The sequence below is a fragment of the Pseudomonas sp. OVF7 genome (assembly GCF_030644265.1).
GTDB lineage: Bacteria > Pseudomonadota > Gammaproteobacteria > Pseudomonadales > Pseudomonadaceae > Aquipseudomonas > Aquipseudomonas gorinensis.
Map to the genome: position 1 here is coordinate 4740796 of NZ_CP128996.1, position 26514 is coordinate 4767309.

At 61.8% G+C, this 26514-nt stretch carries 13 protein-coding genes; 3 read left to right on the forward strand and 10 right to left on the reverse strand.

Annotation, left to right across the window (positions count from 1 at the left end):
* Positions 1 to 121: 121 nt before the first annotated feature.
* On the forward strand, positions 122 to 5011 hold the full coding sequence (locus QU606_RS21515; protein WP_304997491.1) for a hypothetical protein: 4890 nt from the start codon (positions 122 to 124) through the stop codon (positions 5009 to 5011).
* Between the two features lie 361 nt (positions 5012 to 5372).
* Positions 5373 to 10274: a dermonecrotic toxin domain-containing protein gene (locus tag QU606_RS21520; protein WP_304997492.1), complete on the forward strand. Its 4902-nt coding sequence runs from the start codon at positions 5373 to 5375 to the stop codon at positions 10272 to 10274.
* Between the two features lie 54 nt (positions 10275 to 10328).
* Here the strand turns inward: QU606_RS21520 and QU606_RS21525 are convergent, their stop codons facing one another.
* The gene (locus QU606_RS21525) at positions 10329 to 12704 is read right to left on the reverse strand and encodes an RND family transporter (protein WP_150054214.1); all 2376 of its coding nucleotides are present in this window, start codon (positions 12702 to 12704) and stop codon (positions 10329 to 10331) included.
* Positions 12705 to 12719: 15 nt separating this feature from the next.
* Positions 12720 to 13760 (reverse strand): YCF48-related protein, encoded by a 1041-nt coding sequence (locus QU606_RS21530; protein WP_304998645.1) that lies wholly within the window; start codon positions 13758 to 13760, stop codon positions 12720 to 12722.
* 309 nt (positions 13761 to 14069) lie between these two features.
* Here QU606_RS21530 and QU606_RS21535 point away from each other — a divergent pair, with 309 nt between their 5' ends.
* Complete coding sequence (locus tag QU606_RS21535) at positions 14070 to 15185, forward strand: Gfo/Idh/MocA family protein (protein WP_024075925.1); 1116 nt, start codon at positions 14070 to 14072, stop codon at positions 15183 to 15185.
* 191 nt (positions 15186 to 15376) lie between these two features.
* On the opposite strand, the gene QU606_RS21540 is transcribed toward QU606_RS21535, so the two are convergent.
* From QU606_RS21540 to praA, 8 genes are all read right to left on the reverse strand, one after another.
* Positions 15377 to 17080, reverse strand: coding sequence for an AMP-binding protein (locus QU606_RS21540; RefSeq protein ID WP_024075926.1), 1704 nt, complete (start codon positions 17078 to 17080; stop codon positions 15377 to 15379).
* 31 nt (positions 17081 to 17111) lie between these two features.
* On the reverse strand, positions 17112 to 18410 hold the full coding sequence (locus QU606_RS21545; protein ID WP_069076361.1) for an acetyl-CoA C-acetyltransferase: 1299 nt from the start codon (positions 18408 to 18410) through the stop codon (positions 17112 to 17114).
* Positions 18407 to 19297 carry a MaoC/PaaZ C-terminal domain-containing protein gene (locus QU606_RS21550; RefSeq protein WP_150295085.1) on the reverse strand — a complete coding sequence of 297 codons (891 nt, stop codon included), beginning with the start codon at positions 19295 to 19297 and terminating at the stop codon, positions 18407 to 18409. The genes QU606_RS21545 and QU606_RS21550 overlap by 4 nt, the downstream gene beginning before the upstream one ends.
* Before the next feature lie 4 nt (positions 19298 to 19301).
* Positions 19302 to 20645 (reverse strand): 3-oxoacyl-ACP reductase, encoded by a 1344-nt coding sequence (locus QU606_RS21555; RefSeq protein ID WP_304997493.1) that lies wholly within the window; start codon positions 20643 to 20645, stop codon positions 19302 to 19304.
* A 235-nt stretch (positions 20646 to 20880) separates the two neighbouring features.
* Positions 20881 to 23406 (reverse strand): acyl-CoA dehydrogenase, encoded by a 2526-nt coding sequence (locus QU606_RS21560; protein ID WP_069076358.1) that lies wholly within the window; start codon positions 23404 to 23406, stop codon positions 20881 to 20883.
* Positions 23407 to 23688: 282 nt separating this feature from the next.
* Positions 23689 to 25122: an outer membrane protein transport protein gene (locus QU606_RS21565; RefSeq protein ID WP_024075931.1), complete on the reverse strand. Its 1434-nt coding sequence runs from the start codon at positions 25120 to 25122 to the stop codon at positions 23689 to 23691.
* A gap of 200 nt (positions 25123 to 25322) precedes the next feature.
* A complete protein-coding gene (praB, locus tag QU606_RS21570; protein WP_081329221.1) occupies positions 25323 to 25835 on the reverse strand; it encodes an alkane oxidation protein activator PraB in 513 nt (170 codons plus the stop codon).
* A 132-nt stretch (positions 25836 to 25967) separates the two neighbouring features.
* Positions 25968 to 26462: an alkane oxidation protein activator PraA gene (praA, locus tag QU606_RS21575; RefSeq protein ID WP_024075933.1), complete on the reverse strand. Its 495-nt coding sequence runs from the start codon at positions 26460 to 26462 to the stop codon at positions 25968 to 25970.
* Positions 26463 to 26514: the final 52 nt, after the last annotated feature.

The window sequence follows — 26514 nt, forward strand, 5'->3', positions numbered from 1 at the left end:
GTGGGCCCGAGTTCCCGGGGCACCTGGAAACAGTTCATAACGCATTGCCGAAGCTGGGCGTGCAACGGGCGGGTATTTTTCCCAGCCTGTTTTTGTCTCCCCCAGCCAAGGAAGTGCCTGTATGCAATCGGTCAGAAACACCCCCCGCCTGTTCACGTTTTCGTTGCCGATCGAACCTGAGCCATCGGCCAGCCGTCAACCTGCTACACCGGCGCCCGAGCCCGCGACACCCACAAGAACCGCCCGCTTATTCTCCCCAGGGCGGGGCAAAGTGCCCCTGAGCCTGCAAGGCAAGCTCGCAGCCGCTCATCCAGCCCCCACACCGCCCGACACGCCCGCCAAGGTGGTGGCCAACCAGTTCGCCACGCGCCCGACCGTGCGCTCAGTGGTCGCCAAACTGCTCGACGACGCGCTGAAAATCGACAGCGCCAACACCGCTCTGGCCGGTTCCTCGCCAGACCGGCCGACACCCCTGCTGGACCTTGCCCTTGAGCATCTGGCCAGCGGCGCCGAGCTGGACTTTTCCGGCCCGCGCCAGTGGGTCAAGTCCGACACCGGCAGCCCTGCCCCACTGGACAGCCATTCGCTCGACCTGGCGCTCCGCAGCCTGCGCCCCAACCTCAAGCCTGCCTACGCCGAAGCGTTGAGCCAGTACTGGGGCCAGCCGGCCTTTGGCGCCACCAGCCACTGGCTGTGGCTCAGCGATACATTGAAAAACACCCTGCGCATCGCCGGCCTCCAGCAACCCGGCCTGGACCCGCAGCAACGCGAAACCCTCGACCAGATCAGCCGCTACCCCGATGCTGGCGAACGCAACACCCTGTACGGTGCGGGCGCCGCCAAGGTATTCAGGGTGGACGCGACCCTGACGCATCAAGGCACTGCGTCTACGGTGAGCAGCCCAGACCTTTTGATCACACGCCAGGTGGGCGAACGCACCCTGGTGCTGCACGCGACGGCCCAGGGCGTTGTCACGCCTTATACCTCCCTGGAAGCCTTCGCCACAGCCTGGGAGCGTCAACTCAGCGCAACGTTCACGTTCGATCACCTGACCTGGAAACGCACCGAGTCGGATGGCACCGTGTTCGATACCCAGGCCGCCATCATGCTCGATCAACAGTTGCAGAACCTGGACGCGATACAGCTGCCGGCCAAAACCAGTGTGACCAACCTGGAGCAGGTCTTTACCCAGGCCAGCGACACCTCGCACTGGTTCAGTGACACGGCGTCGACGGCGCGGCTTGAGCAGATGCAACGCAAGATGCCGCCATGGCTGACCCAGGCCAGCGACGCCGACCGTTTCACCTACCAACGCCAGACCCTTGCGCTGGCCAGCAGTGTGCAGCGCCACCAGGGGCGCACCTTCCTCACCGACATCCCCGACCTGCGCACCTATGCCGAGCAACAGCTCAACGCACATTTGGCGCCCAAGGGCTATACCGCCAAAGACTTGGAGATCACGTTCAACGTGCCGGTCGGCGACCTCGGCAGCGGTTATATCGAACCGATCAAGATGAACCTGGTGGACATGGCCCTGGAAAATCTTGCCGGCCTGCCCAAGGGCGCCATGGAGATTCGCCTGCGCGGGCAACGGGTGAACGACGTGCAGATGCCGCAGAGGCTCAAGGACCTGATCAGCAGCGTCGATATCGGCCAACACTATCCGACCCTGCTCAATCAGCAACTGCTCAGTGATACCGAGCAGGCGCGGCAGCGTAGCGCCTTGTTTACCGAGCAGGTGCCTGTGCAACTGGCCCTGCAGGCCCTGGAACTCAAGCTCAAGGGCGAAGCCGGTGTAACCGACGGGGGTTACCGGCTGGTCGAAGCGGTGACGCGGCCCGGCAGCGGCCCGCGTACAGTCGACGGGCAGCCCGTCACCGTCCGGCCGCTGGCCTTCCTGCACAAACCCGGAGCGACGCCGGACGTGGTCGCCAATATGTTCCTGCTCGAGCCCAAGGACCCGGCACGCGGCCCGCACTTGCTGTATCGCCCGCTGCTGGCACCGCCCTTGCTGGAGTTTGCCAGCCGTGACGCTCTGCTGGCTGCGGTCCAGGCACCTGGCCCGCTGCAACACAGCATCCTGGCCTGGCTGCCCGACGACAACACCCGTGCGATCTACGCCAACGATGGTTTCAAGACCCCGCACATTGCGCACTACAGCCTGTTCAACGAATTCGATGCACCCGACACGCCCGCGCCGACGGCGTTGGCCGTCGACGGCTATGCCGCGGCCGAGGCACTGGACAAGGCGTTGCTCGACGGCCAGCTGATGCAACACCTGTTCAGCACCAATGCGCGAAGCCTGGTCACGCTCGCCGAGGGCCAGTCCGTCTCCGACGCCCAGAGCCGCTGGGCGTCCCATAAAGAACTGGGCTGGTTGTTGTTCAACACACTGCTCCCGGTGCTACGCGGCCCAGGCGCCATGGCGGGCTGGTTGGTACAACTGGCCAGCGTTGAAAACGATATCAAGCAAGCCAGCGACCCCAGTCACCCCGACCCGGCACAAGCGCTGGTCGACCTGCTGGTAAATGTCAGCACCTTACTGAGCCACACACACCCGGCGCCGGAGCGGCCGGTAGGTCACCTGCCATTTGCGCAGCGACCGGACGTGTCGATTGCCTTGCGCCGTGCCGCCGGGGAACCCTCGTCGGCGCCGGCAGTGGTCACGCAGGACACCACAATGACAGGCGATGGCCTTGCCGACAGTCACCACCCCTTCGACTTTGCTTTTTCCAGCCCGCGTCAACTGAGCCCCGCCCAACGCGCATTGATCGATTCGTTCAGCGTGCCCGGCCCTACCACGCCGGTGCCCCCCATCAGCCGTGGCGAGACCGAGGGCCTGTACCTCATTGACAACAAATTGCACGCACAGATTGAAAACCGCTGGTTCCGCGTGGCGAGGGACCTGGACGGCGTCTTCGTGATCGATGAACAGGACAAGGCCCGTACCGGCCCGCCGCTGACACGCGATGCCCAGCGGCTATGGCAGTTTGACCTACGTCCCAAGCTCAAGGGCGGCATGCCCAAGTCCAGTGCGAGGATGAAAGCCACGCTGGAGCGCAACAACGCACTGAGCGAGGCGAAACTCGCAACGTACGTGAACGAAGTATTCCGCATGAAGCCTGCGGTGAGCGCCGTGGAAACCGCAGGCAAGCGTGTCAAGGAAACCCAAGAGGCCCTTCAAACGTCGGACAAAACCCTCAAGACCCTATGGGGCCTGGCCAACCACGGTGAGCGCAAAGCTGACTTTACCGCGCGTTACCAGCAGGAACGCATGAAGAACCAGGGCCTGGACGCCTTGTTACGCCTTCGCTTGGAGGACTACCAAAAAAGCGTCGACACCCTGATCGCCCACCGCAAGCATGCGATTCAGGTGCTCACCGCCGAGACCCCGGCCCAGGACTTCAACGTCTTCAAGGAAAAGCGCGCCGAAGAATACCAGGCGATCGCTGAAACACTGCGCGCCAATACTACCGACTACCTGTACGTCGGCGATGAGCTCTCGCACGCCATCAGCGGCGAACCGTTGACCAGCCTGATCGAGCGCACCCGCAACAATGAACCGGGTGCCTACGCGGAGTTTATCGACAGCCTGGCCCGCCGGGTTGAGCGCCTGACACGGTTGATCAAGGCCAACGAGGCGTATAACCAGGCACTCGATGAGTGGAAAAACGATTCGCCCGCGAGCAAGAAACAGGCCGAAGCCTTTATCAAGGCTACGCGCCAGCCACCGGCCGGCCAGCCATTCAACGCCAACCTGGAACGCCTCAGCGCGTTGCGCGAATTGAGCATCGACCGCAGCGTCGACACACAGTCTCCCGAGGTTGCCTTCTTCCTGGCGCGCTTCAACCGGGCAGACCTCAATAGCGTGGCGACCTCCCATATCGAACTGCAACAGCACGAAGGCTATACCACTGATGAACGTATCGCGGTCCTCAGCCACCTGATCGATCAATACCGGGCCGAATTGAGCAACACCCAGGCACTCCAGGACGTCGACCCCGTCAGCGTGCGGCCGGTGTACGGCAAGTTGTTCGTCGACTACCTGCAAGGGGTGATCGACCAGGCCCAAGCCGAGTTGGCCGATCTGATCCGCGAAGAGCAACACCTGCCGCCCGTGGCGGTGGCGCGCCAGGAACGGCCGCGCAAGTCGAACAACAAAAGGGTATTCAAGACCCGTGACAAGCAGACCCTGGTCGGCACCTTGAGGGCTGCGCAAGCCGGGCAGGACATTCCGATCATCGATGTCCTCGACAGCCGCAACGGCCAGGCGTTGACCAGTTACAGCTGGCACCCGGCCGAGGGCGAGTGGGTGCAGATCGTGCGGGCCGAACCGATAAAACCGGCGCCCGTGCCCTCGCCTAAACCGTTATCCGCCTTGATCGGCAATGCTCGCAAGCTGATGGACGAGCAGGCCGGCATCGAGCGCTCGATCCAGTTCCAGAAAAAGAAACTCGATGACCCGACGCGCCGAGAGTCGGTCAACCCCAGCGACTGGAGCGACATGCTCGAAGCCCAGGCCCAACGCCTGGAACAAGTTGCGCAGGAAGCCCAGGCCGGCCATGGCGCCCGCAGCGAAACCGCGGCGTGGGTGCAGCAATGGCAGGACGCAGCCAAGGAGATGCGCCGGCGTGCCATTGCCCATCGCTGTGACGGCTACCTGCGCCAGGCCCCCCGCGCACAAAATGTCGAGTACCTGTGGACACATGGACGCGTCGATATCGGCCTGGTCAACCGTGGCAAAAAACTCAAGGGCGGTGACTTCCTTACCGAATATGCCGTGCGCGAGAAAAATGGGCCCAAGGTGCTCTGGTATGCGCACTTCCATTACCCCACCCCCACCACGCCACGCGCCGACCACAGCGCGGCGCACCTGAAGATCCCGGAACAGCGCTTCCTGACGCAACAAGACCTCATCAACCAGGCCGGCCAGGACAACAAACGCATCGAGAGCATCGTGCGCAGCCAGATAAAAGCCCCACTGGATGAAAAACTGTTCCTGAAGCTCTAACCCAACCGCCCCAAGGAGCCGGTTTGCCCTGATGGCAGTCAGTTAAACGAATATCGCCTTCTGTAGGAGCGAGGGGGACGCCTAGTTCTTGCTCGCGAAAAACTCACAGGCGCCGCGTTGATTCAGGAAATACGCGTTATCGTTGACGTTTTTCGCGAGCAAGAACTAGGCGTCCCCCTCGCTCCTACAAAGGCATTACGGCTTGCCCGCCAAAACACGTCGCCATCGCAGCCACTCCGAATGCGCGCCCCACCGTGCCCCCCTTAGCAAGCCGCCTCCCCCCTAACGGGCTACCACCTCCCCCGAACACGGCACATTAACGTGCATGGGCGCATCTTCATTCAACGGAAAAGGAACTCCCATGCCTGCCCCAAACACCCCACCTGCCGCACAGCCGATCCGACAAGCGGTTGAAGCCCAGTTCCGCACCTGCCCGACATTGCGCTCAGTCACCGCGCAACTGCTCGCCACCAACCTCAAGGAAAAATACCCGCCGCTGACCTACCCACTCGCAGACCTTCGATTAGCCGTGCCCCGTGAAGGTGGCGGTCGCACCCTGCTCCCCTTGCTGGAGGTCACGCTGGGCTACCTGGCTGATGGCAGCTTTCCCGATGTATCGACACGCCTGGGCCTGGACAGCTACTTGAGCGGAGTCACCGGCAACCGCCTGACCTATCCCATCAATGGGCGCAGTCGCGACTATGACCTGGAGGTCATCGAAGGGGTCATCAACGAACTGCCCACGCTTCTGTTCATCGATTTTCAACAGGCATTGGCAACCTATTGGAGCCAGGACAGTGACGCCGGCGTTAGTCGCTGGAAATGGCTGGCCGATGTGCTGCAAGGCTCGCTGCTCGAATCCGCCACGCGCCAGGCCGGTGACGCAGCCCAACCACTGAACATCCTCAGCACCTTGAGCCGCTATCCCGACAGAGCCACCCGCGCCGCACGCCCCTGGCCCGAGAACGCGGTGCGCGCCTATACCCTGGAGACGGAGTTGGAACGGGCAGGCGCCCGACTCACGCTGCAAGCCAGCGAGATCCTGATCGTCAGCCGAACGCAGGTGTTGCTGTGCAGCCTCGACGGCAAGATCGACTCATACTCCGACCTGGATGCCTTCGGCCAAGCCTGGGGCGAGCGCATGCAACAACGTTTCCTGGCCGACAAGATCACCTGGCGGCAGTATGAACCCGACGGCAATATCTTCGAGATACAAGCCGCGCTGGTACTGAACCAGCAACTGGATGACCTGGCCACGATTGAACTTCCCGCCAGGTCTACGGTGACCGCCCTCGAGCAGTTGTTCGCCACCACCGTAAACCCCGGCCGATTATTCACCGCCGCCGCCACGCCCCTGGCCAATCTGTCGCCCCTCCAGACTGCCCTGCCCGACTGGCTGCAACGCGCCAGCGCCGCCGACCGCCTGGCCTATCGCCAATGCCTGATCGAACAAGCCGGGATCCGGCGCCTGACCTTGGGCGACGCCGACTTCGACGGCCTGGAAACACTGCGCAGCTACGCGACCCAGCACTTGAACCACCAACTGTGCCTGGACCGCGCTGAGGCCCTGGGCGGTGTGCGTACCTGCAGCCAGGAGACATTGTCTGCCGGATACGCCGCCGATGACGTGGAGCTGACCTTTCATGTCCCGGTGGGCAGCCTGGAGGGCGGTTACATCGAGCCGGTCTCCATGACCCTGGTGGACCTGGCCCTGAAGAACCTCTCGGGAAGACCCAAAGGGCGCATGACCCTAAGCCACCGCCGGGGCCGGGAAGTGGAAGCCTGGCTGACCGCCGACTACATCCTCCAACTGATCCAGCGTGTCGACATCGGTAAGAATTACCCCAACTACCTGCGCCAGGCGCTGATGAGCGACACCGAGGCGGCGCAAAAACGCCAGCGGCTGTTCCAGCAGCAACGGCCCGTCCACCTGAAAATCCGGGCGCTGGAGCACAAAATCAAAGGCGAAGCGGGCCTGACCTCCCGAGGCGTCCAATATGTGAACGCGGTGCTCGATCCCGACCCCATGGCGCGTCGCATCGACGGCAACGCCATCGTCATTCGCCCGCTGGCGTTTCTGCGCAGGCCCGGGGCGACGGCGGATGTCGTGCAAAACATGTTCATCATCGAGCCTCTCGACACCCAGTTGGGGCCGCACGTGCTTTATCGTCCAGCCTATCCCGACTCACTGCGCGAATTTGCCCGCCGCGAGCAATTGCTCGCAGCCATCGTGCAGCCCGGCCCCCTGCAGGACAGCGTCCTGGCCTGGTTGCCGGACGCTGCCAGGGCGATCTACAGCCATGGCGGTTTTACGCAACCCCACATCGTGCGTGTCGGCATGGGTTCGGAGTTCGACAGCCTGCCCAGGGTACCCACGCCCGCAGAACTGGCGGGGGCTGGCGACGAAAGCGGTGGCGAACTGCTTCAGTCACTCAACCACGGCAACCTCATGGAGTACCTGTTTGGCAGTGAAACCCGACAGCTGTTGGACCAGGCCGAGCGCGAGTCGACGTCCAACCGCGAAAGCCGCTGGGCGCTGATCCTGGAAGGTATGCAACTGGGGTTCAATACGCTGTTGATGGCCGTGCGCGGGCCTTTGGCGGCAGTCGGTTGGCTCCTGCAACTGGCGCAAGGCCTCACCCAAGACCTGCCGGCGCTGGAAAGTGACAACCCCACCGCGAGGGAGCTGGCGTGGGTCGACCTGTTGCTCAACATCAGCCTGCTGATGGTCCATCATGGCACCCCGGCTCCCGTTGCCGACACCCCACCGTTCGATGCACAAGCCCTGACCCTCGAGCCCTTCAGGCACCCGCTGCCCGGCCCGGCAACAACGCGAACAGCAGTGGTTGCGCGCGGCATTGTCGGCCTGCCCGCGGAACCACCGGGGGGTGGCCGTACGCTGATGGATTTTGACCATTCCCTGGCCAGCGACAGCGCCTCGGCCAGGCTGTTGGACAAACTGCGATCCGTCAACATCGCCTGGCCCACGCCCGCACCAGAGCCGCTCAAGATCGGCCCCCACGCGGGGTTGTACAGCATTGATGGCCGATGGCATGCCTCCGTCGGCGGCTTGTTGTTCAGGGTCAGTATTGTTCCGGGCTTTGGCGAGGTGTTCATCATTCACCCTGAGCATCCAGACCACCCCGGTATCAAGCTCAAGACCGACGGGAGGGGCCGCTGGACCCTGGACCCTGGGCTGAAGCTGTTGGGCGGCGGCAGAAAGGACGAACTGCAAGCGCAAAACCGGCGCAAGAAAGAGCAGGTGCTCGCGCGCGTACAGGCACTCAGCCAAGAAATCCCGCAACTGCTGGAGCCATTCGATGCATCGCTTAAACCCACACAAAACGCATTGGATGCCCTGAAGCATCAACGCAAGATCGTCCAACTGACGGCAGAGCTGCTGAAAAAGGCGGCTGACGCACAAAGGCCGGGGCTGGAAGCACGCCACCTGCAGGAAACCCTCAGGCACCAGACGCTGCGTAGCGAATTCGAGATTCTGCTGCAAAACCTGGAAGTCTTGTTTGCCCAGTCGCTCCCCCCGCGCCTGGAAATGGTCACGCTGGGCCAGGAACTGGAAAAAGTCGGTGGGGCGGGTGCGCACGTGCGCGACCGCGAGAAAATCCTCAACACCATCTGGGACCAACAGCTGTTCATTCACACCTTGCTATTGGGCCGGCTCAACGCCATGCGCTTCTCCCGCGCGGGGGAGCCGATGGCAGAGATGGCGCGCAGGATGTTTATCGACAATTTGCTGGGCGACCGCACCGTCTACAACGAATACATCAGCAACGCCATTGAGTCGGCCAACATCCGCCAGCACATGGGCGAGGTCTCGGCAGCCATGGAGAACACCCTTCAACGGCTGGAACAGGACTCGCGGGCCGGGCGCGTGGTACGTCAAAAACTGCTGGATGAGATCGCCTTCCCACAGCATTTTTTTTCCGACAACCTGAAACTCAATGCGCTGAATTATCTCGCCGCTGCCAGCGTGGAAATGACCGATACCGTGCCGCCGCCCGAAGAAGACCTCTACATCAGGCGCCTTGAGCACATCGACCTGTTCGAGGTGCTGCTGTCTCACGTTGAAGTGCGCAGCAGCGCCGAATACCCGCTGGCCGAACAACGGGATGTCTACGAGACGGTCCTCAAGCAGTACAACCGCTATGAAGAGGCCATCCGCGCGCTCAAGGTCATCAACCCGCGTCGACTGCGCCCGGAGTCCGAGCGCCTGCTCAAAGGTCTCGAATATGCCAAGGCGCTTGCACAAAACGAGCTGGAAGCCGTGGTGCGCAAGCAGGAAGCGCTGGACGTGGAGCTGCCACTGTCGAAAAACCTGCGCCCCAAACTGCCGACAAAACGTGTCTTCAAAACCCGTAGGAAGCAATACCTCATCGGCGAACTCAAGCCTGCCGGTGCACAAGGCGCCGAGGAACGTTTCACCATCACCGATACGCTGACCGGTGAAACCGTCAGCGCCTTCAGCCGACACGAAGACGGCTGGGCAGCCACCGAAGACGAACCTGCCGCCCCGGTGCCAACCGAACCACAGAGCCGCTCACTCGCCACCCTCAAAAGCCTTGGCCAGGCGCTGATCGAGCAGCGCAAAGGCATTGATCACACGATTGCGACCGACCAGCAAAAACTCGACTCGCCCCTCACCCGTCAGCAGGTCAATCCGGGCGACTGGGATGAACTGCTCACTGGCCATGCGAGAAAACTCACGGCACTGGCCGAGGAAATACAGCGCGATCACCTCGACAAGCTATCGGCCCAGGACCTGGTCGACGAATACCTCGCGCAGGCCCGGGATATGAACCGGCAGGCTCAACGCGTGTGCAGTGAAGCCTACAAGCGCCAATGGCCGACACCGGAGAGCCTCAACTACCTGTGGGAGCATCAAGAAATCGACATCAACCTGACGAGCCTGGCCGACCCGCAACGTCCGACCCTCAGCGGCGACTTCTTCACCGAATACGCGGTTTACGACAAGGCGAAAAAACCGCCGGCGGTGTTGTGGTACGCGCACTTCCACTACGCCACGGCCGACGCCCCGCCCGCCCGTTACACCCGGGCGCATTTGAAGCTGCCCGAACAGCGCAAATTCACCCAGAAGGATTTGCTCAAGGAACACGTCCAAGCCTACTTGCGCAACCTCCGGGACCCCGGCAGCGAACCGGTCACCAACATTGTCTATGTACTGATCACGCCTCCCGTCGACCAGATTTTCCTGGCGATCGCGCCGCTACCGCGAGCGAACCCGTGATACCGGCCTGAAGGTCCACCTTGGGGTGAGGGCCAGACGCCCTCACCCCAGGGCTCAGTGGGCAAACAGCGAATTGCCCTTCTGCCCCGCCAGTTTCTCGGGCTTGATCAGGAAGCGGGCCAGCGCCGGCAGCAGCCACAGCGCGCCAAACATGTTCCACAGCAGCATGAAGGTCAGCATCAGGCCCATGTCGGCCTGGAACTTGATCGCCGAGAAGATCCAGGTGCACACGCCGATCGCCAGGCACAGGCCAGTAAACAGCACGGCCTTGCCGGTGGACTTGAGCGTCTGGTAGTAGGCCTCTTGCAGTGGCAGGCCGGCGCGCAGGAAGCTTTCCAGGCGACTGTAGATGTAGATGCCGTAGTCCACGCCAATCCCCACGCCCAGCGCCACCACCGGCAAGGTCGCGACCTTGACGCCGATCCCCATGAACGCCATCAGCGCGTTGCCCAGTACCGAGGTCAGCACCAGCGGCAGCACGATGCACAGGGTCGCCGCCCAGGAACGGAAGGTGATCATGCACATGGTGGCCACGCACAGGTACACCAGGATCAGGATGGTCAGCTCCGATGCCTTGATCACTTCGTTGGTGGCCGCTTCGATCCCGGCGTTACCGGCGGCGAGGATGAACTCCAGGCCGTCCTTGTTGTTCTCCTTGGCGAACGCCTGCACCGCATGCACCGCGCGGTCGAGGGTTTCGGCCTTGTGGTCGTTGAGGAACACCAGCACCGGCGCCAGCGAGCAATTGTTGTTGTACAGGCCATCGGCGCGGGCGATGGAGTTGTTCAGGACATCCGGGTTACGCGACAGGGTTTCCCATTTCAGGTTGCCCTCGTTCATGCCCTTGATCATCTGCTTGGACACGGTCACCAGCGAGATCGCCGACTGCACGCCCTCGGTGTTCTGCATCTTCCACATCAACTGGTCTATCGGCGCCATGGCTTCATAGCGCGAGCAACCTTCGGCCTTGGTCTTGACCATCACCACCAGCACGTCGGAACTGGTCGAGTAGTTGCTGATGATGAAGTTGTTGTCCTTGTTGTAGCGCGAGTCCGGGCGCAGCTCCGGCGCGCCTTGGTCCAAGTCGCCGATCTTCAGGTTCTGGCTGTACCAGAGGCCGCCGCCGAAGGCGACCAGCGCGAGCAGGATCGAGACCGGCGCCACTTTGGCGCTGGCAAATTTCGACAGCAGGCGCCAGAACGGGTGGTCGCGGTGTGCGTCCTTCTTGCTGCGGGCGATGGCGCGATGGCTGATGCCAGCATAGGAAATCGCCACCGGCAACAGGATCAGGTTGGTAAACACGATCACCGCCACACCGATGGATGCGCCGATGGCCAGTTCACGGATCACCCCGATATCGATGATCAACAGCGTGATAAAGCCCACGGCATCCGCGAGGATCGCGATCATCCCCGGCAGGAACAGTTGCCGGAAGGTACGCCGCGCGGCGGTCAGCGCGTTGTCGGCCTCACTGGATTGCAGGGCGATACCGTTGATCTTCTGCACGCCGTGGGAAATACCGATGGCGAAGATCAGGAACGGCACCAGCATCGAATACGGGTCCAGCCCGAAGCCGAAGAAGTGCATCAAGCCCAGTTGCCAGACCACCGCCACCAGCGTGGTACTCAATACCGCGACCGTGCTGCGCAGGCAGTTGGTGAACCACAGCAATAGAACCAGGGTGATGACGAACGCAACGCCGAAGAACAGCACCACCATCACCAGGCCGTCGATCAGGTCGCCGACCTTCTTGGCAAAGCCGACGATATGGATCTTGACGTTGGGGTTCTGCGCTTCGAACTTGTTGCGGATCTTATCTTCCAGTTCATGGGAGAACTTGCGGTAATCCAGGGCCAGTAGCTTGCCCTGGTCCTGCGGGTCCGGGTAGGACTCCAGCAGCGGGATATCGACAATGCTCGACTTGAAATCGTTGGACACCAGGCGCCCGACCTGGCCTGACTTGAGCACGTTGTTGCGCAGTTGGTCGAGGCTTTGCGGCGAGCCGTTGTAGCTCTGCGGGATCACTTCACCACCGGCAAAACCTTCTTCGGTCACTTCGGTCCAGCGCACGCTGGGGCTCCACAGCGACTTGAGGCCCGAGCGGTCGACGCCGGAGATGTAGAACACCTCGTCGTTGATCTGGCGCAGGGTCTCCATGTACTCCTTCGTGAAGATGTCACCGTCCTTGGCCTCCACCGAGATGCGCACCGTGTTGCCCAGGTTGGCCAGGTCGTTGCGGTGTTCCATCATCTTCTCGATGAAGGGGTGCTTGAGCGGGATCATTTTTTCAAAGCTGGTGGACGGGCGAATCAACGTCGCCTGCCAGAACAGGAACACACTCACCAGCAGGCAAATGACGATAACCGCCGGGCGGTTGTTGAAGATCAGGCGCTCAAGAAAGGTCGCTTTATCGTTGTGATGACTGCTCATTCTTTCCCCGCCTTCTTATTGTTTTGTCGGTTCGGCGCCGGTGGGCGTGGCGACGCGAACACCACCCTGTCCGACCAGAATCAAGTTGCCGTTGCCTGCCGCCGTGACGGCCGACAACGAAATGCGGTCCGGGCGGTTGAATACGCTGAAGGTCTGGCCGTCGTCATGGCTGACCACCACGCTGCCGCCGTTGCCGACCACCACCAATGAGCCGTCATCGAGCAAGGTCGCCCCCGACAAGCCGAACTCCAGGGCGCCGCGCGCGGCATTCAATTCGACCTGCTCCCAGGTGCTGCCGAAATCCGTGGAGCGGTACAGGTTGCCGCGTAAACCATAGGCCAGCAGGGTCTGCGGTTGAGCGGTGCTGATCACGCCAAACAGCGAGCCCTCGTAGGGGCCTTCGAGTTTTTCCCAGGTCTGGCCGTCGTCGCTGGAGCGGAACATGCTGCCCTGCTCGCCCACGATAAACAGGCCGGCGTCCTTGATAGAAGCAATGGCGTTGAGGTGAAACTGGTCTTCGTTATCGAGGCGGTCGCTGACGTCGTTCCAGGTCTTGCCGCCGTCGGTGGTTTCGATCAGCGCACCGTAGGCACCGACGGCCAGGCCGTGGCTGGCGTCTTTGAACCATACGTCGAGCAACGGCGCTTCGCGCTTGAGGTCCTGGTATTGCTGGCTCCAGGTGGCACCGCCGTCGGTGCTGGCGAGGACTTGCGCATCATGGCCGACCGCCCAGCCGTGCTGGTCATCGACGAAATACACCGCCGTCAGCAGTTGCCGGGTGGGAACTTTGGCTTGGGTCCAGGCAGTGCCCTGGTCATCGGAATAGAGGATATGCCCGCGATCACCGACCGCCACCAGGCGCTTGCCGGCATGGACCACGTCGATCATCAGGCCCTTGGCGGCCTTGGGGGATTCAATCGCAAACACCGCGGCGGCGGGGGTATCGCTGGCGGCCTGGACGGCGGTCGGCAACGCGACGGCTCCAAACAGCGAGAGCGCTGTGGCCAGCAACGCAACCCTGCGTGCGGCACGTGGGCGGCAAACAACCCAACCCATGACAGGCTCACTCATAGACCTTTCTCCCATTATTATTGTTAGGTCGTGTTGCCTTCCTGGGCTCTGAAACCTGCAATCTAGAGCGCCTGGAGGCAGCAGGGGCCATCCTATCGGGCTTTCGAATCGTCTGACAATCGGCGCTACGTTATCTTTTGTTAACTGACGGCGTTTGGCCACGTGCTGAATATAGCCACATCAGCCGGAATGATAGCGCGCGCCTAATGAATTAATTTTTCCATATCTTGAATTTTGGGAATTTTTATTCCATTAATAGTATTCCTGAAAACAATAATCCAAAGGACCACGGCGATGCGCGAACTCGGAATCGGCTTGATTGGCACAGGCTTCATGGGACGTGCCCATGCCCTGGCCTTCAACAACGCCCGCGCGGTATTTGAACTGCCCGTCACCCTGAAACTGGCCGCCCTGGCCGATGCCGACACCGAACGCGCCCAGCGTTGCGCCAGCGCCTGGGGCTTTGCCCGGGCCCATGGCGATTGGCAAACGCTGGTCAACGACCCGTCGGTGGACGTGGTGGCCATCACCACCCCCAACCACCTGCACTACCCCATGGCCATGGCCGCGATTGCCGCAGGCAAGGCGGTGTACTGCGAAAAACCCCTGGCCGTCAGCCTGCAACAGGCCGATGCCATGCGCCGTGCGGCAAGCGCGGCCGGGGTGGTGACGCGGGTCGGCTACAACTATCAGCACAACCCGATGATCGGCCTGGCGCGGCAGTTGATCGCCAATGGCGACCTTGGCGAGATCATCAGTTTCCAGGGCGAGTTCAGCGAAGACTTCATGGCGGACCCGGCGTCACCCTGGTCATGGCGCTGCGAAGTGGAACACGCCGGTGGCGCCCTGGCGGACCTGGGTAGCCACTTGTTGTCGATGGCGCGCTATCTGGTCGGCGATGTGCTCAGCGTGTGCGCCGATACGCAGACGGTTCATACCCGGCGCCCCGCGATCAAAGGCAGTACCGAATTGAAAGCCATCGCAGTGGATGACCAGATTCACGCCCTGCTGCGTTTTGCCAACGGCGCACGCGGCACGGTGAGCAGCAGTTGGCTCAAGCATGGCTACAAGAACCACCTGAGTTTCGAGATCAGCGGCACGAAGGGCACCCTGGCGTTCGATCAGGAGCGCTTGAATGAACTGCGCCTGTGCCGTGCCGGCCAGGACGGTTTCCAGCGCTTGCTGGCAGGCCCTGCCCTGCCGGGTTATGCGGCGTTCAGCCCGGCTGCCGGGCATCAGTTGGGCTACAACGAACTGAAGACGCTGGAGGTACAGGAGTTGATGATGGCGCTGGCCGGCCAGGGGGCGGACGGCACTGACTTTGAGGCGGCGTGGGAAGTGGAGCGGTTGGCGACGGCGATTCGCGTGGCGGCCCAGGAAGAGCGCTGGGTAACAGTGGGCACGGTTTGAGCAGGTGGGAGGGGCGGTGCGACGATTCGACATTGCCCCCCGATGGCGGTGCATCAGTTAAAACTGTACGGGCTGACACTCCGCCATCGGGGGCAAGCCCCCTCCCACATTTAGATCACCTATATCCTTTTAGATCACCTGCATCCTGTTAGATCACCTACACATTTCTAGATCACGTACACACATTTGAATCAGCGTAACGCTCGGCGCAGTACTTTACCCACCGTGGTCTTGGGCAACTCGGTGCTGCGAAACTCCACATACCTGGGCACCTTGTAGCCCGTCAGGTATTCCCGGCAATGGGCCAGGAGCTGTTCCTGGGTCAGGTTCGGGTCCTTGCGTACCACGATGATCTTGACCCTCTCGCCGGTCACGCCGTCCTCCACGCCGATCGCCGCGACTTCGCCGACGCCGGGGTGCAACGCCACCACATCCTCGATTTCATTGGGGTACACGTTGAAGCCCGAGACCAGGATCATGTCTTTCTTGCGGTCCACCAGGCGGATATAGCCGCGCTCATCCATCACGCCGATATCACCGGTCGACAACCACCCCTCGGCGTCCAGCACTTCGGCGGTTTCATTCGGCCGTTTCCAGTAGCCCTGCATCACCTGCGGACCGCGCACTTGCAGTTCGCCTTGTTCGCCGATATCGGCCAGTTCGCCGTCTTCCCGCATGAAGCGTACCCAGGTCGACGGCAGCGGCACGCCGATGCTGCCGGTGAACTCCATCTCGCGCATGCGTGAGATGTCGATGGGGCTGATGCTCACCACCGGCGAGCATTCGGTCAGGCCATAGCCTTCGATGATCGGCAGACCGGTGACTTCCTTCCAGCGCTTGGCCACCGCCGTGTGCGTGGCCATGCCGCCCGCGATCACCATGCGCAGGTCGGAAAAGTCCCGCGCGCAGAACTCCTTATTCTCCAGCAGGCCGTTGAACAACGTATTGACCCCGGCGATGCCATTGAAGCGCTCCTTGCGCAGGATCATCTGCACCCGTTTCACATCACGGGGGTTGGCAATGAGGATGTTGCGCCCGCCCAGGCACATGAACATCAGGCAGTTCACCGTCAGGGAAAAGATGTGGTACAGCGGCAGCAGGGTGACGTTGGTTTCCTGCTTGTCCTGGTCGAGTTGATCACCGACCCAGGCCTTGGCTTGCAGCAGGTTGGCGATGATATTGCGGTGGCTGAGCATCACGCCCTTGGCATCCCCCGTGGTGCCGCCGGTGTATTGCAGGAAGGCCAGGTCGTCGAGCGCCATGGCGACCGGGAAGTGGTTGAGCGCCCGCCCCTGTTTAAGTACCTGGTTGAAACGCACCGAGCCACGCAGGTTGAACGCCGGCACCTGCTTTTGCACGCGGCGCAGGATGAAGTTCATCGCCGCGCCCTTGAAGGTGCCGAGCAAGTCGCCGATGGCCGCCACCACCACGCGCTTGACGCTGCTGCCGGCGATGACTTTTTCCAGGGTGTGGGCGAAGTTTTCGAAGATCACCACGGTTTCGGCGCCGCTGTCCTTGAGCAAATGCTTGAGCTCATGGGCGGTGTACAACGGGTTGACGTTGACCACCACCGCGCCGGCCAGGAGGGTGCCCAGCAGGCAGATCGGGTACTGCAAGCAGTTGGGCATCATCAACGCCACGCGGTCGCCCTTCTTGACGCCCTGGCCTTGCAGCCAGGCGGCAAACGCAACGCCCTGCACGTGCCAGTCGGCATAGGTCATTTCCGTGCCGATACTGACGTAGGCGACCCGCTCGCGGAATTTTTCCAGGTGCTCCAGGAACACCTCGCGCAACGATGGGTAGTCTTCGATACCGGCATCGATGTCCGCCGGGACGCCGGGCAGGTAAGCGTTCAACCAGACCCGTTCGGTCTGTTCCAGGCTGATAGCGTTCATGGCAGTCTCCTTGTTGTTGTTTTTGATAGAGCTACTTTTCGACGATGGCGGTAATGCCCAGCCCGCCCGCCGCACAGATGGAAATCAGGCCGCGTCCACCCCCGCGTTCATGGATGGCCTTGGCCAAGGTCGCCAATTGCCGGCCTCCGGTGGCGGCAAACGGGTGGCCGCAGCCCAGGGAGCCACCGTTGACGTTCATTTTGGCGCGGTCGATGGCACCCAGTGGCGCCTCCAAGCCTAGACGCTCGCGGCAATACTCGGCGTCCTCCCAGGCCTTGAGCGTACACAGCACCTGGGCGGCAAAGGCTTCGTGGATCTCGAAGAAATCGAAGTCGGCGAAGCTCAGGCCTTCGCGCTTGAGCATGCGTGGCACCGCATAGGCCGGCGCCATCAACAAGCCTTCGGTGCCGTCGACAAAATTCACCGCCGCCGTCTCGCCCGTGCGCAGGTAGGCCAACACCGGCCAGCCATTGGCCGCCGCCCATTCTTCGCTGGCCAACAGCACCACCGAGGCGCCATCCGTCAGTGGCGTGGAGTTGCCCGCCGTGAGAGTGCCGTTCTGGCGGTCGTAGGCCGGGGACAGCCCGGCGAGTTTCTCCAGGCTGGCGTCGGCGCGCAGGTTGTTGTCCCGCGCCAGGCCGCGATGGGGGCTGATCAGGTCGTCGAAGAAACCGCGTTTGTACGCGGCATCCAGGCGTTGGTGACTGGTGAGGGTCAGCTCATCCTGGGCCAGGCGCTTGATCTGCCAGCGCTTGGCCATTTCTTCGCAATGCTCGCCCATGGACAAGCCGGTGCGCGGCTCGCCATTGCGCGGCAGCAGCGGCTTGAAAAACATCGACGGGCGCACCTTCAGCAGCGCCTTCAGCTTGTCGCCCATGCCCTTGGCACGGTTGGCCGCGAGCAAGGTGTGGCGCAGGGACTCATTGATGCCGATGGGCGCGTCGGAGGTGGTATCGGCGCCGCCGGCAATGCCGACTTCGATCTGGCCGAGGGCGATTTTATTCGCCACCAGCAAGGCCGCTTCCAGACCGGTACCGCAGGCTTGTTGCACGTCGTAGGCCGGGGTCTGCGGGGACAAGGTGGTCGACAGCAGCGACTCACGCGCGAGGTTGAAATCCCGCGAATGCTTGATCACCGCGCCGGCAGCGAACTCGCCCAGGCGCTGGCCGTGGAGGTTGTAGCGGTCGACCAGGCCTTGCAGCGCAGCCACCAGCAGATCCTGGTTGCTGTCGTGGGCGTATACCGTGTTGGAACGGGCAAACGGGATGCGGTTGCCGCCGATGATCGCCACGCGGCGGGTCGGGGCCGGGTTGAAGCTGTAGTCACTCATGTAGGGTTCTCATTCCAGACAAATAGCCCGCGCATATGCGGTTTGTCGCCGGCGAAATTGCGCACTTCGAATTCGCGGCGCGGGCCGCTCACGGGGTGTTGCCATAGGGCGACCTGGCCGGGCAGAAAGATCGGCAGCTTGAAGTCGCAATGGGCCTGGGCCTGATCCAGACCACCGGGCGGTTGTTGAGCGGCCAATGCACGGCCGAGGGTCCACATGCCATGGGCGATGGCGCGACGAAAGCCGAAGAGCCTGGCGCCGATCAGTGAGGTGTGGATCGGGTTGAAGTCCCCCGAGACCCTGGCAAACCGCCGCCCCAGGTCGGCGGGCAGCATCCAGCGCTGGGTGCGCAGCAGGCCCTCTTCCTGCAACGGCAGGGCGTCACCCCACGGCTCGCCCACCGGGTCTTTGACCTCGCGGCGCAGGTACAGGCTGTCGCTTTCCCACGCCAGGGCGCCGTTGCTGTAGGCGCGGGTGGCGATGCTCAGCGCCTGGCCCTTGGCATGGGCCACCCAGCGTTCGCAAAAGACTTCCAGGCGCAGCGCCTGGCCTTCATGCAGGCGCTGGTGCTGCCGGATGCGGTTGGCCAGGTGCACCATGCCGCTGGCCGGGTACGGGAAACTCGGACGGGTCAACACCATCAGGTGCAGGGGGAACGCCAGCACATGGGGGTACGACAGCGGCACCCCCTGCTCGCGCCGGAACCCACAAGCACGCCCATAAGCGTCGATGTCGGCGCCAGACAATGCCACCGCCGAACGCACCAGACGCTCGTTGGGCAACAGCGGCGCACCGTCTGGCTTGGGCTTGCGCAAGGCGCGTACGCCGTCGAGCAACAGCTGGGTGCGCGAGGGCGGTGGGTCAATGATCTGTGTGATGTAGTCCATGGACTCAGGCTCCCAGCAGGCTTTGGCCGCACACTCGGACGACCTGGCCATTGACCCCACCCGAGGCTGGATGGGCCAGCCAGGCAATGGTTTCGGCCACATCGACCGGCTGCCCACCCTGAGACAGGGAATTCATGCGCCGCCCGGCTTCGCGGATCATCAGCGGGATCTTCGCGGTCATCTGGGTTTCGATAAAACCGGGCGCCACCGCGTTGACCGTGATCTGCTGCGCTGCCGCTCTCGGGGCCAGGCCCTGTACCAGGCCGATCACGCCGGCCTTGGAGGTGGCGTAGTTGCTTTGCCCGAGATTGCCGGCAATCCCGGAGATCGACGACACACACACGATGCGCCCACCGGGGTTCAGCCCCTGGTTTTCCAACAAGGCGTTGCTCAGGTCCAGCGGCGCTTCCAGGTTGACCGCCAGCACGCTGCGCCAGGCCGCTTCGGTCATCTTGGCGATGGTCTTGTCGCGGGTGATCCCAGCGTTATGGACGACCACGTCGAAGGCGCCGTACTGACTGACATGGGCCTGCAACAACGCCCCTGCATCCGCACTGGTGATGTCCAACGGCAACGCCGAACCGCCGACGCTGGCGGCCGCTTGCTGCAACGACTCCTGTGCCTGGGGCACGTCCACGCAGACCACGTGGGCGCCGTCGCGGGCCAGTACCTGGGCAATCGCCAGGCCGATGCCACGGGAAGCCCCGGTAACCAGCGCGCGTCGGCCGGCAAAGGGTTTATCCCAGTTGACGCTGGGGTGGCCGTCCACCGGTTTTTCCAGGCGCACCACCTGCCCCGATACATAGGCCGAGCGGCGCGACAGGAAAAAGCGCAGGCTGCTGTCCAGTGCGTCCTCCGCACCTGGCGCCACATAGAGCAATTGCACCGTGATCGCGCGGCGCAGCTCCTTGGCCAGCGACCGCACCAGCCCTTCGAGGGCACGCTGGGCGATGGCCTGGGGCAAGTTCGCGCAGTGTTCGGGCGCCGTGCCCAACACCACCACCCGACCGTGCTGGCCGAGGCGTTTGGCGTTGGCGTGGAAGAATTCGTACAGCTCATCCAACTGTTTCAGGTCGACCAGAGCGCTGGCGTCGAACACTGCGCCCTGCACCTTGGCCGTGGACGGCGCCTTGAGCGTCGCCGGCGCGGCGGTGACCGTGTCGGAGGCGCTGAAAACCTGTTGCACTCGCGTGGAAAGCCGCCCTGCCCCGGCGACGATCACCGGGTTGGCCAGGCCTGGTTGGCCGCTGCGATGGCGCTGCAACGGCACGGGCTGAGGCAAGCCCACCGCCTGGGCCAGGCGCCGGCCCCAGGGGGAATTGACGAACGATAGGTAGCTGTCACTCATATCCGCATTCACTCACAACACATTCTGACCTTGTAAACCCGATCCAATGTGGGAGGGGGCAAGCCCTAATGCCAGTCATGTAGGAGCGAGCTTGCTCGCGAAGAACTCAGGACCACCACGTTTATCCAGAATGAACGCGTTGCTTAGACGTTCTTCGCGAGCAAGCTCGCTCCTACAAAAAACCTTAACTGACTGGCATTGGACCCAGCCCCCCCCCACATTGACCGGGTTTGCCCTAATTGACCGAGGCGTTTTCGCTTTGGCTGCTGCGCCGCTTGGGCGCCGGCTCCAACGCCTGCCTGCGCTGCTGCAACGCCTCCAGCAAACCGAAGTCCTGGGGGAAGTCATCCACCTGGATCGCGTGGTCGGCATATTCCACATAGCGCGCCAGCAAGGCGTCTTCGTCAGCGCTGATCAGGTCCAGCGCCCGCGCCTTGACGCGCCAGGCGGTAAAGGCCGTGGCGGAAATCGGCATCGGTTCGAGCAGGCCTTGCTTGATCGCCGGCTTGAGTCGGGCGTCGATCAATTCCACCTGCGGCAACAGGCGGAAGCCGAGTTCGCCGTAGGCCAGCTTGTCGATTTCCGGACGTGGGATGTAGGAATTGGCCAACAAACGGTCGCGGGTTTCGCCGGAGGTCTGCACCACATCGGCGACCTGGGCCAGCAGATGATCCGAGGGTTTGCGCAGCGGGATACCGAACGGGAACGTCAAGCCTCGCAGCACCGCAGCAGCCGCTTTCGATGGGTAATTATCCAGCACTTCGGCCAGGGCTTCATGGGCGCGCAACAAGGCGTCCTGTGCCGACCAATGCACCAGCGGCAGGTCCGCCTGGGGCCGTCCATCGTCCTCAAAACGCTTGAGCACGCAGGACAGGATGTACAACTGCGACAGGATATCGCCCAGGCGTCCGGTGATACTTTCCTTGCGCTTGAGCGCCCCGCCCAGCACGCCCATGGAAATATCCGAAATCAATGCCAGCACCACCGACAGCCGATTAGCCTGGCGGTAATAGGACGCCAGCGCCGGGTCGGTCTTGGCTGGCACGGAAATCAGCCGGCCGCCCGTCAGCGCATTCACCGCCGCGCGTACCGTGTTAGCCAGCACGAAACTCACATGGCCAAACATCGCGCGGTCAAAGTCTTCCAACGCTTTGCGCCGATCAGGGTTGCGCGCCGCTTCCATCTCGCGGAACACGTAGGGATGGCAACGGATCAAGCCCTGGCCAAAGATGATCAGGCAACGCGTCATGATGTTCGCGCCCTCCACCGTGATGGCGATGGGGCTTTGCTGGTAGGCGCGCGCCAGGAAATTATTCGGGCCCATGCAAATGCCTTTGCCAGCGACGATATCCATGCCGTCGTTGACGATCATCCGCGCGCGCTCGGTGACGTGGTACTTGGCGATGGCCGAGATCACCGAGGGTTTCTCGCCCGCGTCCAGAGAGGCCACCGACACCTTGCGCACCGCATCGCAGGCATACAAATGCCCGGCCATGCGCGCCAGCGGCGCCTGCACGCCTTCGAACTTGCCGATGGGCAGGCCGAACTGTTTACGCATCGCCGCATACGCGGTGGTACCGCGCACCGCGACCTTGCCCAGGCCGACGTTGGCCGATGGCAGCGAAATCGCCCGGCCGGCGGCCAGGCACTCCATCAACATGCGCCAGCCGTTGCCGACTTGCTCGCGGCCGCCGATGACCCACTCCAAAGGAATGAAAACATCCTTGCCGGTGGTAGGACCGTTCTGGAACACCGCATTCAACGGCCAGTGACGGCGCCCACTGTTGACGCCGGGATGGGAGGTCGGGATCAGCGCGCAGGTGATGCCGAGTGAACCGGGCGCGCCGAGCAAACCGTCCGGGTCCTCGGCGCGAAACGCCAGGCCGAGCACAGTGGCGATGGGCCCCAGGGTGATGTAGCGCTTGTCCCAGGTCACGTTGAAACCCAGTACTTCTTCCCCCTCATGCAGGCCCTTGCAGACAATGCCCAGGTCCGGGATCGCCCCCGCGTCGGAACCGGCATAGGGGCTGGTGAGCGCGAAGCACGGGATATCTTCACCCCGGGCCAGGCGCGGCAGGTAGTAATTGCGTTGGGCATCGGTGCCGTAGTGCAGCAGCAACTCCGCCGGGCCCAGGGAGTTGGGCACCATCACCGAAATCGCCGCCGCCGAGCAGCGCGTCGACAGCTTCATCACCACTTGCGAGTGCGCATAGTGAGAGAAACCTTTGCCGCCGTACTGCTTGGGAATGATCATGCCGAGGAAGCCGGCGTCCTTGGTGTACTGCCAGCCTTCGGGGGACATGTCCTGCCAGACCTGGGTGGTTTCCCAGTCGTTGGCGATGTCGCAAAGGGTTTCGACTTCATTGTCGAGGAAGGCTTGCTCCTCGGCACTCAAGCTGGCTGGCGCGGCTTGCAACAGGCGCTGCCAGTTGGGCTTGCCGCTGAACAGCTCGGCGTCCCACCACACGGTGCCGGACTCGATCGCCGCGCGTTCAGTGTCGGACATCGCCGGCATGATCGTACGAAACAGGCCCAGGGCCTTGCTGGTCAACAGGGTACGGCGCAGGGGTTTGATCGTCATCAGGAATGCCGGCACCACCACCAGCACCGCCGCGACGGTGGTGCCGAAAGCGGCGACCACATTGAACAGGTAACCCGCCGCCAGCCAGACCAGGCCAGCGCCCAACCACAGGGTGGCGGCGGCTTGTCGATACGCCAGGGCAATCGCGGCTGCGAAACCCACCAATAACCAGATAACCATGGAGATACCTCGACTCGATTCAGGGCGTGGCAAACGTGGGTGCAGATCGAAATGAGCTGCGGCGTAACGCCACACTACAAACTCGGAAAGATAAATTCAAATTTTGTTTTGAAATTTTTATTTAATGTACGGGCAAAAAAAATGGCGGATGAATGGATCAGCCTCTCAGGTTTGTTCATCAGGAAATCGCAACGGGTCGCATGGGCGACCCGTCGATAAGTGACAACATGAAGAGGCAGCCGGATGCGCCAACTACCTCATGACGCCGTCACACCGTTTAGGTCAGAACCGATAGGTCGCTGACACACTGACCACTTCGCCCTTGCCCTCGGATTTTCCATCAAGTCGCGAGCCACCCAGGCGGTCTTGATTGTGTGTCTTCAGGTTGACCTCCTGTACAAACTGCCGCGAGTAGGCCGCGTCAACACTTAAACCAGGAATGGCTCTTACGTTGTAGCCGAACCCAAGCGAAGCGAAGATCCGGTCACCGTCGGGGATACGCGGATCACGTGTTGAGTTGCGTGTGGGGGTCTGGTCAAACGACACACCGCTGCGCAAGGTCAGGTCGTCAGTGAGCTTGTAATCGCCGCCGAAAGAGTACTGCCAGGCATCGCGATACTTGTAGGGAATCGATACGATCAGGTTACCGTCCGATGTCAGCGTAAGAGCCTTGAAGGATGACCATTGGGTCCAGGTCGCACTGACGCCCAGGGTCAACCGTTCATTGACTTCATGCACCCAGTCAAAGGAAGCATTCGCCGGGATATCCAGCCGAGTCTCGGCGTTGGCGCCGTCCGGTTGCAATCTCAAGCCGGGGTACAAGACCCCCACCAGTGTCGTGCCATCGGGCAACGCGGGATCAGTCATCAGGCTTTTCAACGCAGCATCAGCCCGAATGTTGTATTTGCCCTCCATCTTGTTCTTGATTTTCGCGTGGTAGTTCAAACCCAGAGTGTCACGTTCGGTGGGTTTCCAGACGACGCCTGTGAACCAGCCAACGGACGTGTTATCGACCTTGACTCGCATCAATGCGTTGCCCACGCCTGACGGGAAAGGAATGCCCGCTGGCGAGGCGGCCGCCGCCCCCAGCAGGTCAATGTTCTGGCTGACGAAGCCTTTAGTGTGCTGGACGATTGCCCCTGCACCAATAGAGAACCGATCGGTGACCTTGAACGATAGAGAGCCCGTGAGCCCTACCGTTTCGATCTTGGTGTCGACGGCAAAATCACGCCCCTTCCAGTCCTCGTCCCAGGTACTGCGCATACCCTGAGGCACCACTTGGCTCAGGCCGAAAGCAAAGCGATCATTGATCGGTATAACCATGAAACCGGTAGGCAGCCAGGCGGTAAAACCACCCTCACCGCCGTCACCTTGGGAATAAGGCGTACCAAAAGACCCGTCCGGGTTCAAAGGTGTTTTTTCCAGAGGGTTACCATTGAGGTCGTAGGCCTGACCTTTGTATTTGATATTGATGCGAGCGTAGTCAATGGTGAACTGCGCAACGCTTTGATCGATAAACGCCATTGCCGCAGGGTTGTTGTAAGCCGCACTTGGATCACCCTTGAACAGCGATCCCCCACCGAACCCACGCCCCCAACCAGCGGCACCTACAGTCGGAGTAGCAAAACCACCGGCCTGAACCGGCACCGTTACCGCTATTCCACCCAACAACGCCAGCCCCAGTGCGACCTGCACTTGTAGTTTCTTATTGTTCATGCGGCACTCCTTATTATTATCAACGGCCGACTCTGCGGAAGCGTCTTAAAAAACCCAAGCACTCGCGGAAGCACCTGCGCGTCATATCGCTGATACGTTTTTAAGATGCTACGGGTGTCGCCTTATTTACTTCAAACAGGTGCCCCTTTCGAGGCACCTGCCTACAGCGGGTGATCAGCCCCTGGTTCTAACCCAACGAGTTATTGAACGGTCAGGCCTGGTGCGTTAACAGTCAGCGATTGAATAGTGCAGTTGCCGGTTCCCTGACCAAGCAGGGTTTGATTGGTTGCGCCAAGAACGTGGGTGGATTGATTCCAGGTCACAGCAATGCTGGTAGGGCCGCAGTCCGACCGAGGAATCAGCGGAGGAGCACCATTGATCACGTAGCCCACATTGGACAGGGTACCGGCGCTGAGGCTAGTAGCGGTCAACACCCAACCTGGGGTAGGGAGACTTTTCAGTTGCGCCAGTGGACACAGAATGCCACCAGTGAAACTAGCGCTTGAAATAGTCGCCACACCACCTGCAACAGTGCCGCTCGCAGTAAGGGTGCAAGTAACAGGGGCGGACGAAGAAGGCGAAAGTACGGTAATGGAGCCGGTCAAGTTGGTGAACGGTCCATTCGGAACGATCGATGCCGCACTGGCCATCGATGCTGCACCGAAACTGAGAGCAAAAGACGTTACACAAACGAGGGTTTTCAAGCTTTTCATTGTTTTTCCTCACATGTTATGGCGAATTCATTTCGCCCGGGGTAATGGCCATGAACGAGAGGTCACGGTGAAACTGCAGAACTTCCCTTTCCAGCCAAATCTCAATTCAATTACCGCTACAACATCCAACCACTACTCAACCACTTTGAAGTTCGGTGGCATCTTGATCGACACCGTCTTGATCTTGCAGTCTTCGCCAATCGGAACATTGGCGGCTTCCAACTTTCCGGTGGCGTTATCCCAGGTGCCGTCGGCCGTGGAAGGGCCGCACTTGCCGCCCAGGCCGAAGGCGTGCACATCTACGCTGATCTTCGACATCGAGCCGCTTTTTGTGTCCTTGGCAATTAATACCCACGGCAAGTTGATGGCTTCGACCCGGCTGCACTTGAGGCCGCCATCGAATTCAACTTTGTCGACATTCACCGACGTCCCATCGGCGGCAACCTTACCGGCGACTTTGATGGTGCAGTCGGCGCTGATCAGCGCGCCCTTGGAAAAGCTGATGGGGCCCTGGGCAGTAAAGGCACTGCCGGCCGGTTCGATACGTGCGGCCTGGGCCTGTTGATAGACAATCAAACCCAGCGCAGCCAATACGATATGCGTGGTGAACTTGGCAGGTGCTTGCATGGTGTACGTCCTTCCCTTGAAATTATTTTTGTTCGGGTCAAACAACTTGCTT